The sequence below is a fragment of the Nonomuraea gerenzanensis genome (assembly GCF_020215645.1).
GTDB classification, from domain to species: Bacteria; Actinomycetota; Actinomycetes; order Streptosporangiales; family Streptosporangiaceae; genus Nonomuraea; species Nonomuraea gerenzanensis.
The window spans coordinates 679,022-693,595 of sequence record NZ_CP084058.1; the positions used below are offsets into that span (position 1 = coordinate 679,022).

General features: G+C 68.7%; 17 protein-coding genes. 3 read left to right on the plus strand and 14 right to left on the minus strand.

Annotation, left to right across the window (positions count from 1 at the left end):
• Positions 1 to 114: 114 nt before the first annotated feature.
• The gene (locus tag LCN96_RS03465) at positions 115 to 627 is read right to left on the minus strand and encodes a hypothetical protein (RefSeq protein ID WP_225271137.1); all 513 of its coding nucleotides are present in this window, start codon (positions 625 to 627) and stop codon (positions 115 to 117) included.
• 516 nt (positions 628 to 1,143) lie between these two features.
• Between LCN96_RS03465 and LCN96_RS03470 the strand changes: the two genes are divergently transcribed.
• Both LCN96_RS03470 and LCN96_RS03475 read left to right on the plus strand, forming a co-directional pair.
• Complete coding sequence (locus LCN96_RS03470) at positions 1,144 to 1,398, plus strand: hypothetical protein (protein WP_225271138.1); 255 nt, start codon at positions 1,144 to 1,146, stop codon at positions 1,396 to 1,398.
• 48 nt (positions 1,399 to 1,446) lie between these two features.
• The gene (locus LCN96_RS03475) at positions 1,447 to 3,066 is read left to right on the plus strand and encodes an IS1634 family transposase (protein WP_225270187.1); all 1,620 of its coding nucleotides are present in this window, start codon (positions 1,447 to 1,449) and stop codon (positions 3,064 to 3,066) included.
• 579 nt (positions 3,067 to 3,645) lie between these two features.
• Here LCN96_RS03475 and LCN96_RS03480 read toward each other — a convergent pair.
• The 5 genes from LCN96_RS03480 to LCN96_RS03500 form a co-directional block, all read right to left on the minus strand.
• A complete protein-coding gene (locus tag LCN96_RS03480) occupies positions 3,646 to 4,182 on the minus strand; it encodes a hypothetical protein (protein WP_225271139.1) in 537 nt (178 codons plus the stop codon).
• Positions 4,183 to 4,618: 436 nt separating this feature from the next.
• Positions 4,619 to 5,032: a type II toxin-antitoxin system VapC family toxin gene (locus LCN96_RS03485; RefSeq protein WP_225271140.1), complete on the minus strand. Its 414-nt coding sequence runs from the start codon at positions 5,030 to 5,032 to the stop codon at positions 4,619 to 4,621.
• Complete coding sequence (locus LCN96_RS03490; RefSeq protein ID WP_225271141.1) at positions 5,029 to 5,289, minus strand: CopG family transcriptional regulator; 261 nt, start codon at positions 5,287 to 5,289, stop codon at positions 5,029 to 5,031. Before LCN96_RS03490 ends, LCN96_RS03485 begins: the two co-directional genes overlap by 4 nt.
• 267 nt (positions 5,290 to 5,556) lie before the next feature.
• Positions 5,557 to 6,156, minus strand: a complete 600-nt coding sequence (locus tag LCN96_RS03495) for a histidine phosphatase family protein (protein WP_225271142.1) — start codon at positions 6,154 to 6,156, stop codon at positions 5,557 to 5,559.
• Between the two features lie 42 nt (positions 6,157 to 6,198).
• Positions 6,199 to 6,900 carry an HAD family hydrolase gene (locus LCN96_RS03500; RefSeq protein ID WP_225271143.1) on the minus strand — a complete coding sequence of 234 codons (702 nt, stop codon included), beginning with the start codon at positions 6,898 to 6,900 and terminating at the stop codon, positions 6,199 to 6,201.
• Positions 6,901 to 7,079: 179 nt separating this feature from the next.
• Here LCN96_RS03500 and LCN96_RS03505 point away from each other — a divergent pair, with 179 nt between their 5' ends.
• Complete coding sequence (locus LCN96_RS03505; RefSeq protein WP_225271144.1) at positions 7,080 to 7,790, plus strand: hypothetical protein; 711 nt, start codon at positions 7,080 to 7,082, stop codon at positions 7,788 to 7,790.
• 87 nt (positions 7,791 to 7,877) lie between these two features.
• Here LCN96_RS03505 and LCN96_RS03510 read toward each other — a convergent pair whose 3' ends face one another.
• From LCN96_RS03510 to LCN96_RS03545, 8 genes are all read right to left on the minus strand, one after another.
• Positions 7,878 to 8,279, minus strand: coding sequence for a hypothetical protein (locus tag LCN96_RS03510; protein WP_225271145.1), 402 nt, complete (start codon positions 8,277 to 8,279; stop codon positions 7,878 to 7,880).
• A 195-nt stretch (positions 8,280 to 8,474) separates the two neighbouring features.
• Positions 8,475 to 9,278 (minus strand): hypothetical protein, encoded by an 804-nt coding sequence (locus LCN96_RS03515; RefSeq protein WP_225271146.1) that lies wholly within the window; start codon positions 9,276 to 9,278, stop codon positions 8,475 to 8,477.
• Between the two features lie 298 nt (positions 9,279 to 9,576).
• Entirely contained in the window at positions 9,577 to 10,395 is an 819-nt protein-coding gene (locus LCN96_RS03520; protein WP_225271147.1) for a class I SAM-dependent methyltransferase, read from the minus strand.
• 1 nt (position 10,396) lies between these two features.
• Positions 10,397 to 11,707 (minus strand): MFS transporter, encoded by a 1,311-nt coding sequence (locus LCN96_RS03525; protein WP_225271148.1) that lies wholly within the window; start codon positions 11,705 to 11,707, stop codon positions 10,397 to 10,399.
• A gap of 55 nt (positions 11,708 to 11,762) precedes the next feature.
• On the minus strand, positions 11,763 to 12,326 hold the full coding sequence (locus LCN96_RS03530) for a winged helix-turn-helix domain-containing protein (RefSeq protein ID WP_225271149.1): 564 nt from the start codon (positions 12,324 to 12,326) through the stop codon (positions 11,763 to 11,765).
• Positions 12,327 to 12,380: 54 nt separating this feature from the next.
• Positions 12,381 to 13,526 (minus strand): RNA polymerase sigma factor, encoded by a 1,146-nt coding sequence (locus LCN96_RS03535; RefSeq protein ID WP_225271150.1) that lies wholly within the window; start codon positions 13,524 to 13,526, stop codon positions 12,381 to 12,383.
• 6 nt (positions 13,527 to 13,532) lie between these two features.
• On the minus strand, positions 13,533 to 13,940 hold the full coding sequence (locus LCN96_RS03540; RefSeq protein WP_225271151.1) for a YciI family protein: 408 nt from the start codon (positions 13,938 to 13,940) through the stop codon (positions 13,533 to 13,535).
• Between the two features lie 96 nt (positions 13,941 to 14,036).
• A complete protein-coding gene (locus LCN96_RS03545) occupies positions 14,037 to 14,534 on the minus strand; it encodes a pyridoxamine 5'-phosphate oxidase family protein (protein ID WP_225271152.1) in 498 nt (165 codons plus the stop codon).
• Between the last annotated feature and the right edge of the window lie 40 nt (positions 14,535 to 14,574).

The window sequence follows — 14,574 nt, forward strand, 5'->3', positions numbered from 1 at the left end:
GCGATCTGCTGCCTGGCAGGCCGTCGGCTGGGAGCTTCGCTGTGGTCTTTTACCGGGCTGGGCTGGCGTTCTCCGCCAGAACCCGGTGAGGAGCTGAATGCCCTACGGGTCACCTCAGCAGCTGTACCACCCGGCGTAGGCGTCCCATTTGCCGTTCTTGGTGAATTCTGCGCTCTTGCCCTTGTTGATTGTGGTGCACTTCGAGTCGGGCATAAAGGCCCCCCTCCAGTCCACCTTGAGCTTCTTCTTGCTGGCGCAGTTGTTCGTGATCTTCACCCAGTGGTGATAGTACTTTCCGAAGGCGGTCTCCTCGTAGAAGGTCCTCCCATGCTGGACATTGACGCAGGAGGGCGCGGCGTTGGCCGCCGGAGCGGCGGCGGCCGGTGTGGCGACAGTCATGGTGAGCACAGCTGCCGCCACAGCTGCGGCTCGGATGAAGGCACGGGAATCCATCGTTCTCCTTAGGGATATCGCGGCGATTTTGGATGCTGCCGGTTGGGCAGCAAGAAACGCCCGCCACATGCGGGTTGTTGGCACGGCCAACGCTAGCGAGGGGCGGTATATCGCGGGTATGGCAGTGATTCGGGCAAGGCCAGGCCGGATACCCGCTTCGTCGACCTCGACCACGCTCAACCGCTACACGCACGCGTCGCCCGAGGGTCTGTAGTGCCGAGTCAACAATCGCCTCTGGAGTGGATCTCCAGCTCAGGGAGGCGGAAGTGCTCAAGATCGGCGGGTCCTAATGGGGCCGAGGCGGGCGGGGTACGCGCAGTGCGTTTCAATCCCAGGTCGGAGAGCTGATACTCGTGCCAGATGCGTGCCAGAACGAACGGCAGGTCAAGGCCATTCAGGGTAGAGCGCTGGGCTTGCGTAGCGGCTGCACGTTGCCCCACGAATCCTTGGTTGCCGACATGCCCTCATCCGGGGCTGGACCGGGCGAGCCGATGATGACGTGCTGCCAAACAGCGAACCGCTCATCGGGCGATGGTGGCTCGTGCACGTCTCAAGGGCGGCCCAATCCGAGCGGAGAATCATCGTACTTCCCCGCTTGAGCTTCGAGGCTGCGGCCAACAATTGACGGGAGATCGCCTCAGGCCGAATAACCCGTGGCCCATATCCGCAAGCAGGTGCAGACTGTGCCGCATGCCGCCAGCCGACCTCAGCGAGACGGAGTACCTGCGTCACATCGAACTGCTCGCCCGCGATGTCATAGACGCCGCACACGAAGAAGGATGGCTGACCTACGACCGCGACGCGACACCCGCCACCTCCCTCCACCGGGCCGTGAACGAGTTGGCACGTCAGATCCGCCACTACCACTTCAGCGGAGACGGCTGCCTGGAAGACGATCCCCCGCCCATGCGGCTAGCCCCGTTTTCCGCACGTGGAGGTATGTGAAGATCGCCGGGTTGCTGTGGTGATCGTTGTCGCGGTATGACCTGGCTGGTGAGACAGCGTGCGCAGTGGGGCCAGGCCAGTGTCGAGAAGATGCTCGGGGCATTACCGGTGGTGGCCGGTTTCTGCTCGCGGTTGCGGGTCCGGGAGCTGGTGGATGCGGCCTGCCCGGTGCGCGATATCGCGGAGCTGACTCACGGGCAGGTGATCGAGGTGCTGGTGGCCAACCGGCTGACCTCGCCCGCCCCGCTGGTGCACGTGCAGGACTGGGCGCGCGCCTGGGCGGTGGGTGAGACGTTCGGGACCGATCCCGAACTGCTCAACGATGACCGGATCGGCCGCGCGCTGGATGCCATCGCCCCGCATCTGGACCAGCTGACCGGGTCGGTCGGGCTGGCCGCGATCGAGGCGTTCGGCCTGGACGTGGCCCGCCTGCACTGGGACATGACCTCGATCTCGCTGCACGGCGACTACGAGCAGGCCGAGCCCGGCTTCGCGACACCGCGTTTTGGTCACCCCAAGGACCGGCGGCCGGACCTGAAGCAGATCCAGGCCGGGATCGCGGTCAGCGCCGATGGCGCGATCCCGGTCTTGCACCGCGCCTACGACGGCGCGGCCGGTGAGGTGGGGCAGGTCATCGGCGCCATGCAGGGCCTGCAGAAGCTGGCCGGCCCGCAACGCATGCTCATGATCGGCGATTCCAAGCTGATCTCGTATGCCAATCTGGCGGCGATGACCGCCGCTGGGGTCGCCTTCATCGCGCCGGCCTCCAAGCAGTACGTCGGCGTCGCGGCCCTGGCCGGTCAGAAGATCGACGACGCGGCCCGGGTGGACTACGTCGCCGCCCGGGACGAGCACAAGAGCGCCGACCGGCGCGGCCTCTGGCACGTGCGCGAGGACGACACCATGACACTGGCCGGGCCGCGCAAGAAGGACCCGATCCTGACCCTGCGGCGCATCTTCGTGCACTCCTCCGCCCGCGCCCAGGCCGCCGCCACCGCCCGGGCCAAGAAACTCGAGCGGGCCCGCGACGATCTGGCCCGGCTGGAACGCGGCCTGGGCAGCCGCCACTACCCCACCGAGCAGGCCGTCGCCGACCGCCTCGCCGCGATCGGCCGCGACCGCCGGGTCAGCACCTACCTGACCGCGCGGACCGGCACCGATCCCACCACCGGCAAACCCACCCTGGCCTGGCACTTCGACCAGAACGCGATCGACGCCGAAGCCGCCACCGACGGCTGGTACGCCCTGCTCACCAACCTGCCCGCCGAGGCCGCCGACGCCGGACAGGTGCTACGCCATTACAAAGGCCAGGAAGCCGTCGAACGCCGCTACCAGGCCTTCAAGGGGCCGCTGGCCGTCACCAGCCTGTATTTGAAGAACAACCGCCGCATCCACGCCCTGATCACCGTCATCTGCCTGGCCCTGCTCATCTTCTGCCTGATCGAGCGCCAGGCCCGCCAAGCCCTCGCCGACCGCGGCGAAACCAAGGTCAACGGCCTGTACGCCGGACGGCCCGCCGTCCCCACCGGCAAGCTCATCCTCGACGCCCTGGCCGGCATCCGGCTCATCCCGGGCACCGGCCAGTCACCCCCGACCATCCCGCAACCCACCACCCTCCAACTCGATCTCCTGGACCTTCTCGACATCGATCCACGAGACCTCCGCTGAAGATCACTCACCTGCGGAAAACGGGGCTAGCCGGGATCGTCCTCCTCCACCCGAAGGCGATCCCTTCGGACATGGAGCTGACCTACGAAGAAATCTGCACCCGACTGGGGATACCTCCGGCCGTGGACGGCTGGGCTGTCTGGAACACCTGGGCCAATAACCAGCAACCCATCTCCATTGTCCTGGCAGACACCGATGCAACCGAAGGCATACTCGTCAACTGGGCTCGTGGTATCGAGGTTCACCCATCCGCACCACTGCCAGCCCAAGTCGTCATGGTTCGGCAAGGATGGCTCACCCCTATGACGCTCTCTCCCTTCAGCATCCGAAAGCTCGGCATCACACGGCCTCCCTATTGGACGCCCAGTGCCTCAGGCGGGGACACTCCAGATCCGGGATGATCGCCGCTTGGCGGAAGCGGCACATGAGTGGCTGAGGCAGCTGACGTGTAGGCGGCGCGCGATACCCCAGGTCGCGGGCAGTAGCAGCGAGCGGTCAATGACGGTCACTCATGACCGCTCTCAGCCGGAGATCAACGCTCCCTACGAGCCAGAATCCGAAGCTGATAATGCAGGTTGCCTATTTCACGCCACCTTGCCTGGATCGTTCAGCATTCAGCCAGTATTGAAAGGATGAGCTCGTTGACTTGACCACAGTGGGGTCATGCGGGGGCTCGGGCCAGATCTGCAAGAAGTAGTGATCACCTATTTCGACTGCGACTTCTTCATCCATGCCTCTGATGTGATATCGCAAACGATACGTTCCGGGACCGGCGGGCAGCGGAGGAAGACGGTGCGTCCTCCCTCCTCCCCACTCCTGCAGCGAAAGCTGACCGGATGGGGACTCGTAGCTGATCTCGACGATGTCTTCGTATCCGTCGAGGTCGGCCCCCGGATCCCGATCGGCGACAGCCACCGTGAACTCCACCGGCCCCCACTGAGGGCCCACGATCAGGAGGGCACTGCCTTTCTCCACTCGGATGACCCCCACAGGTGGACTCGGCACGTCCTCGAATCCGCCCGCGTCGCATCCCTCATCCACGAGATAGGTCTGGCTGTAATCCACCTCCACAGCCAATTGCTTTACATGGACGACAGGAGTTTCGTCTGTGATCATGGGTGTGCAGCATAGGCTACGCCCCTGACAAGATCACCTGTCATAGGCGGCGTAACCGGGTGCGGTCGAGGAGGGGTGGCAAGCGAGTTTCCATGCCAGATGCGTGCCGGCGCAAGCGGGACCGCGGGCACTTGCCAGGACAACTGCGACGGCTGACCCGGCGCTGAAGGGAAGCCGGCCCCGTGTTCCGGCTCTCCGAGCTGCCCTTGAGGTGGTGTGATGACTCACCCCCTGGCTGCGGCAGTGCGGCTGACCTGGCGATCCGGGCGCGGGCTCGCCGCCGCGATGGTCACGCTGACCCTGCTGACGGTGGCGGGGCACCAGGCCGTGCACCGCACTGACCGAACGCGTCGGCCGGAATGGCCGCGCCACAGCATCAGGCTTCTGACTCTGCTGACCATGCAGTCCAGATAGGGGTTTCTGTGTGGAATCCGGCTCAGACCTTGATGGCGGTGACGCGTACACCGCAGAGAGCAGCCAGATCGTCGGGATCGGAGGTGAGAACTGTGACGGGGCCTGGGGCGGCGAGGGCCGTGGCGCCGAGCATGGCATCGATGGCGTACTTGTGCCCATGCAGGCCGGCCCCGGACAAGAGTGTGGCGGCGTGGCGGGCGATTGCTTCGGTGACCGGCTCGACGACGAGGCGGGACAACGTCCACTCCAGAGCCGGCCGGTTGACGCGGGGGTGGACCACTTCGACGAGCGTGGCGGCAGAGGTGATGACACGGAGGTCGTCGGCACGGGCGAGAGCGAGCCACGCGGTTACCGTACGGTCACGCAGAACAGCCTTGGCCAGTCCCTCGCTGTCGAGGACGAGGGTGCCGCCGGGAGCAGCGGGAGGACGGGTCACGCAGCCGCCCCACCAGTCGCCTGTCCGCGGCGGGCTTGGTGGAGCTGGTCGCGCAGTGCCTGGACTTCGTCGTCGGTGATGGGGCCGTGCTCTGCTTCGGCGACCTGGATGAGTTCGTTGAGGTTGTCGCGCTCGATCTGACGGGCGACAGCGGCGGCGACGTAAGCGGACAAGCCGGAAGGGCCGCTCCGGGATCGAGCGGCCTCGGCGATGTCGCGAGGCATGGTGATCGAGTATTTGCCAGTAGGCTCGCTCATGCTCTTTATCCTACCTTCAATCCTCCTGCCTTTCACGTGGTGTATCGATCAGGGGAGAGCAATCGACCCATCACGTCGTCTGTCGGCTTGCACCAGTTCCGTGCTCGTCGTATGTGCCTCGCCTGTCGTTCAGGACGGTCACGACGAGCACTGCCGCGAGCGTCCGTCGTACGACGACGAGCGGGGACGCATGAGGAAACGGGGTGCGCTCTCACGAAGGTTCGTGCTCGCTCTTCTCGGCGTCGAGCACGTCGCCTTACCTGTCGTTCAGAATGGCCACGACGAGCATTGCCACGAGCGTCCGTCGTACTCGACGAGGAATGGAACCGCATGCGGCAGTGGCGCGCCCCACACCTGCTGACCCAGCCCGCACAAGGCGCTGAGGCCGGTGGTGAGGCTCGCTACATGCCCGACGACGGCGACTGTCTCGCCTGGGTGCGCAGCCGCGATCGAGGTAAGGGCCGCCACGATCCGCGCGGTGACCGCATGCCCGTTCTCTCCGTCGGTGACCGCTTCGTCGAGGTCCCCGTCCACGATCCAGGAGCGGAGTACGGCTGCGGCCCGGGCGCGAGTCGTGGGATCCACGGCGCCTTCGGAACGGCCGACATCGACCTCGACGAGTTCTCGCAGTGGAGTGACCTCGGTTGCGAGTGTTCGCGCCATGATCTCGGCGGTCTGCCGAGCCCGGACCGCAGTGCTGGCATAGATGCGCGTTATCTCCTCGCCGATCAGGTGCTTCGCCGCATGGGTGGCTTGCAGGCGTCCCGCTGCGGTCAGCTCTGCGAGGGGGAGCGCGCCGGCGGCGCCCCGGATGACGTTCTCGGATTCCGCATGGCGCAGGCACAGCAGCCGCACGTGATCACCCACAACGCTCATCATCCCTCAGAACGGGCTTACGGCGAGGGAGCCCTAACGCTCCTCGAAGAGCTCGACGACGCGCCGCAGGGCGTCCGGCCGAGCGTCGACGGGCAGGGGATCGACCAGGTGCACCTGGCAGCCGAGTGCGGCGGCACCGGTGTCGGCGTCGCGGTCGTCGCCGACCATGAGGACGTCCGCAGGTGTCAGGGCCAGCTTGTCGCAGGCGGCGCGGAAGATGCGGGGATCGGGTTTCGTGGCGCCGACCTCGTAGGAGAGCACGAAGGCGTCGATGTACTGGGTGAGGTCGTGGAAGGCGAAGACGGTGCGCAGGTCCCAGCCGATGTTGCTGACCACCGCCGTGGGGACTCCGTGCCGGCGCAGTTCCTCGAGGACGGGGCGGGTGTCCGGGTAGAGCTGCCAGGCGGGTGGCTGGAGGGCGCGGTCGTAGAGGGCTTCCGCGAGGGCCGGGTGGGGGAGCCGGGCTTCGCGGGCCAGGGCGGTGTAGCAGGAGCGGTGGTGGTCGTCGGTCAGGTCGCGGTCGCGCCAGAGGGTGGTCAGGTGGTGGGGGACTTCGCGGGGCGGAGGGCCGCCGGGTTGGGCGCCCATGGTCTCCAGGCGGTCAGCGCATGCGGTGATCTCGGAGTCGGTGATGGCGTAGTGGCCGCTGTCGTTCAGGACGGCTCGTAGCCAGTGCTCCGTAGGCTCGATGCGGAGCAGCGTTCCGGAGAAGTCGAACATCACACCCTTGAGCAATGATCACCCTCGCGCTTTGCTTGTGTGCCGGTATGGGGTCGATAGGGGACTTTACGGTGTCGGGCCATGCGCGGCTATGCGTGCCCGCTCGGTCGTCGGTGAGACGTGACTTTCGACAGGGGTGACGGTTGACGATCGGCAGATGAGCCGGTCGGCGTGGCTTCGGCAGGCTGACGTCCATGAACGGTCTTTTTCCTGGGCGGTGGATCGGCGGTGTGGCGCTCATCCTGGGGCCGGTGGTCATGTGCGGCGGATATCTGCTGCGTTACGTGAGCACGGTCACCGCCCTCACTCCTCAGCAGCAAGCATGGGCCGAGGCGCAGCCTTTCGCCGCCTACGGTCAGCTGCTCGCCTACACCTCAGCGCCTGCGCTGCTCACCCTCTCGTACGCGGTCTTCGCGCTGGGCGCGATCCTGCTCTTTCCCGCCTTCGTCGCCCTCGCCCAGCGGGTGGGCGGTGGTCTCGCCTGCTGGGGGGCCACTCTGCTGGTCGCGGGGCTCTTCGCTCGCCTGTACTTCGCGGGGGCCGATCAGAGTGCCTTCCAGCTCACGGAGGTGTTGGGGCTGGAGCAGGCGACGAGCGCGATCATGAAGGAGTACGTGGACATCTCCTACGGGCCGTGGCGGGTTCCGGTGTGGGCGTCGGTGGGGCAGTACGCGGGCTCGCTGCTGCTGGCCGTCGCCGCTTGGCGTTCGGGTGTCCTCGGCACCGCTCGTTCCTTGATGGTGCTGCTGGCAGGGGGCACCTGGATGGGGGTGCTGAAGGGGGCCTCCGTTCCGGATGTGCTGGTTACTGCGCTGCTCTGTGTGGCGTTGGTTCCGCTGGGGGTGCGGATGTGGCGGGAGCGGGAGCCTGCCCCGGCCGGTCGTTCGAAGGTGCTGAGCTGGTGAGGGCGAGGTCTTCCCGGATCGCGGGGGCGGCTGGGCGTCACGGGGCCGGGAGGGGGCCCCGTGACGGGCTGAGGGTGGGCATGGTGGTCAGGCGGCGTCGAGGGCTTCGGTGATCTTGCGGGCCATGTCGGTCATGGTGGGGCTGGGGCCGTTCTGCTGGGACTGGATGGCGGCGTCGATGGCGACGGTGAGGGTGCGGCGGAAGTTGTCGGCCTCGTCCGGGTTGTGCTGCTTGAGCAGGGTGATGGAGGCGGTCAGGGCGGGCAGAACCTGGTCGGCGAGGACGGCGACGGTCTTGCCGGACAGGCCCTTGGGGGCCTTGGCCAGGACATGGCCGGTCAGGCCGGTGGCCGAGGTCAGGGCGATGGAGCCGTTGGTGGCGGCCTTGTGGGCGGAGCCCGCGGCGCCGGCGGCCGACATCAGCCAGATGGCGCCCCAGCCGGCGGTGCGGAGGGTGTGCTGGTCCTGGGCGGAGAGGGTGATCGACATGGTGGGTGCTCCTTGGAGAGTTCCGGTGGAACGGGCGGGTGTTGCGCCGTTCATGTGCCTTACGATCGCCGACCGTCCTGATGCGGGGCCGTCGCGGGGCTGATGCGGCCGCTGACACGACGGCGGGATGGGGAGGGGGTGGGCGGCCGGTGTCGGGAGGATGTCTCGGCGCGCGTCCGCCGCTCGGTCAGGAGCTCAACCGAGCGTCGCCTGGGCTTGGGACGCCACCTCCGGATGCGGGTCCTCGGCGAGAAGCCGCAGGACGGCGCGCGGGGTGGAGGGCCATGTGGCCAGCCACCATCGCACGTTGATCGAGCGATCACGGGTAAGGCGCAGCAACTCGTCGAGCGGGAGCCTGTCCGACTTGACTGCGGCCGCCCGCACCAAGGCTGACCGGTCGTTCGCGAGGAGGCGGTGGTCGTCGAGCGTGGTGAGCGGGTTCTGGGTCGCGTGGGCGCGGACCTTGGGGTCGGCGTCGGTCATCAGGGTGGCGAGGAGGTGCGGGTCGTCGGTGTGGGCCGCCAGGGCTCCTCGGACGTCTGCGGAGGGATCTGCGGCGAGGGTCGCGTTCGTCTCCTCGTCCAGGACGGGGCACTCCGCGAGCAGGCGGCGTAGAACCTCGTCGGTGGAACGGCAGATGGCGCGGCGGACCTCGACCCCCGCGGCCGGATGGTCCGGCAGCGACCAGCGGACCGACCAGTGGGGATCGTTCACCAGGGTGGTGAGCACATCAGGGGGACAGGCGGGGTTTCCGGCCACGGCCTGACGGGTCTTCAGGTCCGGGTCGTCGGCGAGGGCGCGTAACGAGGTCGGGGGTGCGTCGCCGCGAGCCGCCAGGGCGCGTCTGATCGTGCGTGACGGGTCTGTGGCCATGGCGTGGAGGAGGTCCGCAGGTGTGCTGGGGTCGGTTGCCACCGCCAGCCGGACCGCGACCTGCTTGGCGCGGGCGCGTACGGCAAGGTCGCCGACCGGGTCCGAAGCCGTTGATCGTCGCGGCAACTGCTCAGTCCTCACTTGAAGGCTCGAAGGCTGAAGAGAGGCAGCATCATCGCAGGCGGCACCGACAAGCCGGCTTCGGTCGGCGGCCGGCAGTGCTCAGGTTCGAGGGCTCGCCGGCACCTGGCGGCATGGGTGAAGCGGTCGTAGCCGAGCGGGGTGCCGTGGTGGACGAACGACCACAGCAGGCCGCGGTGGCGAAGACAATGAGAACGCGCCAGTGGGGGCGAGACGGGGACCGCGGGCTCTTTCGGGATCGGACACGGCAGGATCGCTCTCCACGAACGGCCTGGCAACTGTTCTAACGGAAGCCGAGTGCGCCGGGCCGGTACTGCCAGACGAATTCCAGCCACGGCGGGGCGACGCCGGTGAAGTGCGCCCAACTGCCCGGCTCCGCACCGGGATGGTCGCCGCGCACTTCCGACAGGAATCGCAGGTCGAAGCCTTCCCGGATCAGGCTGTTGGTGATCCGGCTCAACGGCTGCCGGTATTCCCTGGGCTCCCTGATGCGGTCGCCGGACGGGCTTCGTTCGTAGACCCATTCCTGGTCGGGATAGGAGGTCGCGGTCTCGTCCGTGTAGGGCTGGGTGAGCGTGTATCCGTCGCCGTTCCAGGAATGGTGGGTGAGCCCGGAGAAGAACGGGTTGGCGCACATCAGGTAATAGTGGCCGCCCTCGTCGATGACTTTTCTGACCTCGCCGAACACGATCCGGCAGTCGGGGACGAAGGTCAGCGAGTACGGGTGCCAGACCAGCTCGAACGAGGCGCCGCCGAGGGCCGACAGGTCCCGCATGTCGCCCTGGACGGTGTGGACGCCGACGCCGTAGTGCTCGGCGGCCGAGCGGTCACGCTTCAGTTGCCCGGGGGAGATGTCGAAGACCGTCACGTCGGCGCCGAGCAGGGCGAAAGCTACGGATTGCTGCCCGCCTCCGCTCGCCAGGCAGAGCACCTTCCGGCCCGCGACGTCGGCGGGGAGGCCGAGCCGCTCCAGGCCGAGGTAGGCGCGGGCCTTGTCCTCGTCCAGGTCGAGCATGGGGCGGGTGAACAACGCGTCCGCCCGCACGAGTGCTTCCCAGCGTTCCGCGTTGTAGCGGTAGACCTCGTCCTGCACGGCGAACACCCTAGCTACCGTGCTGGGGCCGGAACGAGCCATTAAGGGCGGGGAAGTCGCGGCTGCGGCGGATCGGGCTGAGCAGGAGGATGGTGAGTGAGGCGAGCTGGACGGCGGCCATCAGCGACATCGTCTCCCGGACGCCGATCGATTCGCCGAGCAGACCCCCGAGCAGCCCGCCGAGAGGGATCGCGCCGTAGTTCAGCGTCGCGGCGCTCGCGGTGATTCGCCCGAACAGCTCCGGCGGGCAGTACTGCTGGCGGAAGGTGCTGGTCAGGATGTTCGAGGCGACGATGCCCGCGCCCGTGCAGAAGCCCGACACGGTGAAGAGGGCCGGCCCGTTGCCCATGGGGCCGAGCAGCATCATGGGCGCGGCGAACGCCTCGCACAGCAGGAACCCGCGTGCCGTGCCGAACCGGGCGGCGATCCGGCCCGCCAGCGTCGCGCCGAACAGGCCGCCCGCGCCGGCCAGTGCCAGCACCAGGCCGATCTGGGCCGAGCCGGCGCCGAGGTGCCTGGACAGGAACACCACCTGGATCGAGTGGTAGCCCATGATCGCTATGTTCGACATCGCGCTGAAGAGGGTGAGGGTGCGGAGGTAGGGGTCGGGGATGACGAAGCGCACCCCGTCACGGATCTCGGCCAGGAGCTGCCATCGTTTCCTGGTTTCAGGATGGCGTACGGCACGCGAGCCCGTCCTGCGATGAGCAGGCTCGCGCGTGCGTACGGCGCGCAGGCACAAGGCCGCGATCCCGAAGCTGATCGCGTCGGCCAGCACCCCGCTGACCGCGCCGAAGGCGTGCGCGAGGAGGCCGGCCAGGCCGGGGCCGGCGATCTGGGCCGCCGATTCGCTGCCCTGGAGCTTGGCGTTGGCCTCCAGCAATCGCTCGCTTCCGACCAGGGCAGGCAGGTAGGCCCGGTACGCGAGGGTGAAGAACACCCTGGCGACCCCGCCCACCGTCGCCACCACGAGCAGGTGCGTCATCGTGAGCCCACCGAGCCACGCCGCCAGCGGCACGCTTCCGAACGCCGTCAGCGAGACGGCGTCGCAGGTCAGCATGACCGGTCGTTTCGGCAGGCGGTCCACCCACGCGCCCGCCGGCAGCCCGGTCACCAGCCACGGCAGCCAGGCCGCGGCGGTCAGCAGCCCGACGGTGAAGGTGTCGGCGTGCAGGGTCACGACGGCGACCAGGGGGAGTGCCACGGCGGCGACGGAGCTGCCGAGCATGCTGGCCGTCTCGCCGGCCCACAGCAGCCGGAAGTCGCGCATCCCCAGCAGCCCGACGACGCCGCCCCGCACGCCCGCCGGGGTGGTGGTCACGGCTGGCACCCTCTGAGTCGTCGCGGTTGTCCCGCCGGGGTCCCCGCCGTAGTCGTCACGGTTGTCCCGGTACGGCGCGGACGGTGAGGAAGACGAGCTTGCGTTCCTGCCCGTCATCCGGAATCTCCCGCTCAGCCAGCGGAGCCAGCAGAGCGAGAATCCGTTCCTCCAGCTCGGCGAGCTCGGCGACCGACAGCCTCGCCCAATGGTCAGCCGTGAACGCCGCCCGCCGCCACGGTTCCGGATAGCCGTCCCGCTCGGCGAACCACTGCCTCACCAACCCGGCCTGCCGATCGAGCAGCAACGACTCGGCCGCCGCCGCGACGGGATCGTCGGGGAAGTCCGACGGGGACCAGGCGAGGATGCCCGGCGATCGCCGCCACCAGCGCTCGCGGCGGTCGCGGGCCAGCTCGGGCGCCTCCTCGACGAGCTCGCTGCCGGCCAGGACCTTCAGGTGGTGGCTGATGTTGCCGACAGCCTGGCCGGTCCTGGCGGCCAGGGCCGAGGCGGTCGAGGGGCCGTCGACGCGGAGCAGGTCGAGCAGGCGCCGACGCAGCGGGTGGGACATGGCGGCGAGCACCTTGGAGTCGCGGATCTCGCGCCTGGGACGGTCGGGCATGGGCCCAGCGTAAATCAACAAGAGGTCTTGTACAACAACTCTTGTGGATCTGGGTCAGCCGCGGAGCGCGGCGTTGAGGCGGGCGGCCTGGCGCGTGAGGTGGTCGCGTTCGGGGAGGTTGGTGGCGGCGCGGGCGGCCTCGGCGTAGAGGCGCGCCGCCGTCGCCAGGTCGCCGTCCCGCTCGTGCAGGTACGCCGTGGCGGCGGTGTAGCGGGGCAGGGACGGGTCGAGCTGCGCCAGGGCCGCCAGACCGGCACGGGGACCGTCGGCCTCGCCCACGGCGACCGCCCGGTTGAGGCGGGCCACCGGGTTGTCGGTGAGGCGTACCAGCTCGTCGTACCACTCGACGATCTGCACCCAGTCGGTCTCCTCGACCGTGCGGGCGTCGGCGTGCAGCGCCGCGATGGCGGCCTGCGCCTGGAACTCGCCCAGCCGGTCGCGCGCGAGGGCGGCCTGCAGCACGTCCACGCCCTCGGCGATCAGGCGGGTGTCCCACAGGCAGCGGTCCTGCTCGGCGAGCGGTACGAGCCTGCCGTCCTGGCCGGTTCTGGCGGGGCGGCGCGCGTGGTGCAGCAGCATGAGCGCGAGCAGGCCCGCCACCTCCTCGTGCTCGGTGGTGGCCGCGAGCTGGCGGGTGAGCCGGATGGCCTCGGCGGCGAGGTCCACGTCGCCGGAGTAGCCCTCGTTGAAGACGAGATAGAGCACGCGCAGCACCGTGGCGACGTCACCGGGCTGGTTGAACCGGACGGACGAGACCGTCCGCTTGGCCCGGCTGATGCGCTGGGCCATGGTCGCCTCCGGCACCAGGTAGGCCTGCGCGATCTGGCGCGTGGTCAGGCCGCCGACCGCGCGCAGCGTCAGCGCGACGGCCGAGGCCGGGGTCAGGGACGGGTGCGCGCACAGGAAGTACAGCTGGAGCGTGTCGTCCGCCAGGTCGGCCGGCTCGGGGACGGGCTCGGACTCGACGAGCACCTCGCGGTTGCGCCGGGAGGTGTCGGCGCGGGCGGCGTCCAGGAACTTGCGCCAGGCCACGGTGACCAGCCAGCCCTTCGGGTCGCGCGGCGGATCGTCAGGCCAGGCGCGCACCGCCTCGATCAGGGCCTCCTGCACGGCGTCCTCGGCCGCCGCGAAGTCGGCTCCGCGGCGGACGAGGAGGCTGATCACCGTGGGGGTGAGGGTCCGCAGCAGGGACTCGTCCACCGTTCGTCACTCCGTGATGGTCGGGGGCACGGACAGCAGCGGGCGCACCTCCAGCCACTCGTGGATCGGCTTGCCGCCCGCGCCAGGAGCCGCGGACAGCTCGGCGGCCAGCTCCAGCGCCCGCTCGTAGCTCTCGACGTCGATCACCATCCAGCCGGCGATCAGGTCCTTGGTCTCCGCGAACGGCCCGTCGGTGACCGGCGGGCGCCCCTCCCCGCCGTAACGGACGAACGTGCCCTCCGGCGACAGCTCCCTGCCCTCGACGTACTCGCCGGTGCTCTCCAGCCGGGCGGCGAACTCCCGCATGTACTGGATGTGGGCGGAGACCTCCTCCGGCGTCCACTGGTCCATCGGCACGTCGTTGACCGGAGCGGGGGCGCCTCGGTAGTGCTTGAGCAGCAGGTACTTGGCCATCCTGTTCTCCTTTGTGCGGTACGGCCCATTGTGGCCGGTGTTCACTGCGGGGATACGGCTGCCGCCGCGAGCCTCGCTGGTCCGGGACGAGGGCGTTCAGGCGTTCTGGCGCTCGGCTCGCTCGCGCATCAGCTCCTCGACCGGGCTCGGCAGGGTCTGCTCGAAGTCGATCAGTTTCACCCAGGTCGGCTTCACCACGATCCGCACCATGCCGTCGTAGAGCGAACGCACCTCCGCCTCCCACTCGACCCGCTGCTCGGGTGTCATCTGGTAGGAGCCGTTCATCTGCAGGTACTCCTCCGGGATGCCGTCCACGACGTCCAGCTCGGCCCGGCCGCGGATGAGCAGGACCTTGGGCGGGTGCACCTCGGTGTCGATGGTCAGGGCGACCATGGGGTTCTCGCGCAGGGACGCGAGCTTGGGGGCGTTCTTGGTCGTGCACATGACGATCTCGGCGCCGTTCCAGGTGAAGCCGATCGGGACGTTGCGGGGGGTGCCGTCCTTGGCGACGTAGGCGAGGCGGGTCAGGTCGCGGTTCAGCAGCTCCTGGCTGTATGGGCGGTTGAGGATCTCGGTGATCTCGTGCTGCTGCATGGCTGTTCCTCTTCCTCGTCGCGCGGGCCCTGGTGGCCGC

What these genes read in the sequence shown, in the direction of transcription:
- LCN96_RS03470 (WP_225271138.1), top strand. Translation starts at nt 1,144, where the DNA reads ATGCCGCCAGCCGACCTCAGCGAGACGGAGTACCTGCGTCACATCGAA.
- LCN96_RS03505 (WP_225271144.1), top strand. Translation starts at nt 7,080, where the DNA reads ATGAACGGTCTTTTTCCTGGGCGGTGGATCGGCGGTGTGGCGCTCATC.
- LCN96_RS03540 (WP_225271151.1), bottom strand. Translation starts at nt 13,940, where the DNA reads ATGGCCAAGTACCTGCTGCTCAAGCACTACCGAGGCGCCCCCGCTCCG.
- LCN96_RS03545 (WP_225271152.1), bottom strand. Translation starts at nt 14,534, where the DNA reads ATGCAGCAGCACGAGATCACCGAGATCCTCAACCGCCCATACAGCCAG.
- LCN96_RS03510 (WP_225271145.1), bottom strand. Translation starts at nt 8,279, where the DNA reads ATGTCGATCACCCTCTCCGCCCAGGACCAGCACACCCTCCGCACCGCC.
- LCN96_RS03480 (WP_225271139.1), bottom strand. Translation starts at nt 4,182, where the DNA reads ATGATCACAGACGAAACTCCTGTCGTCCATGTAAAGCAATTGGCTGTG.
- LCN96_RS03490 (WP_225271141.1), bottom strand. Translation starts at nt 5,289, where the DNA reads ATGAGCGAGCCTACTGGCAAATACTCGATCACCATGCCTCGCGACATC.
- LCN96_RS03530 (WP_225271149.1), bottom strand. Translation starts at nt 12,326, where the DNA reads ATGCCCGACCGTCCCAGGCGCGAGATCCGCGACTCCAAGGTGCTCGCC.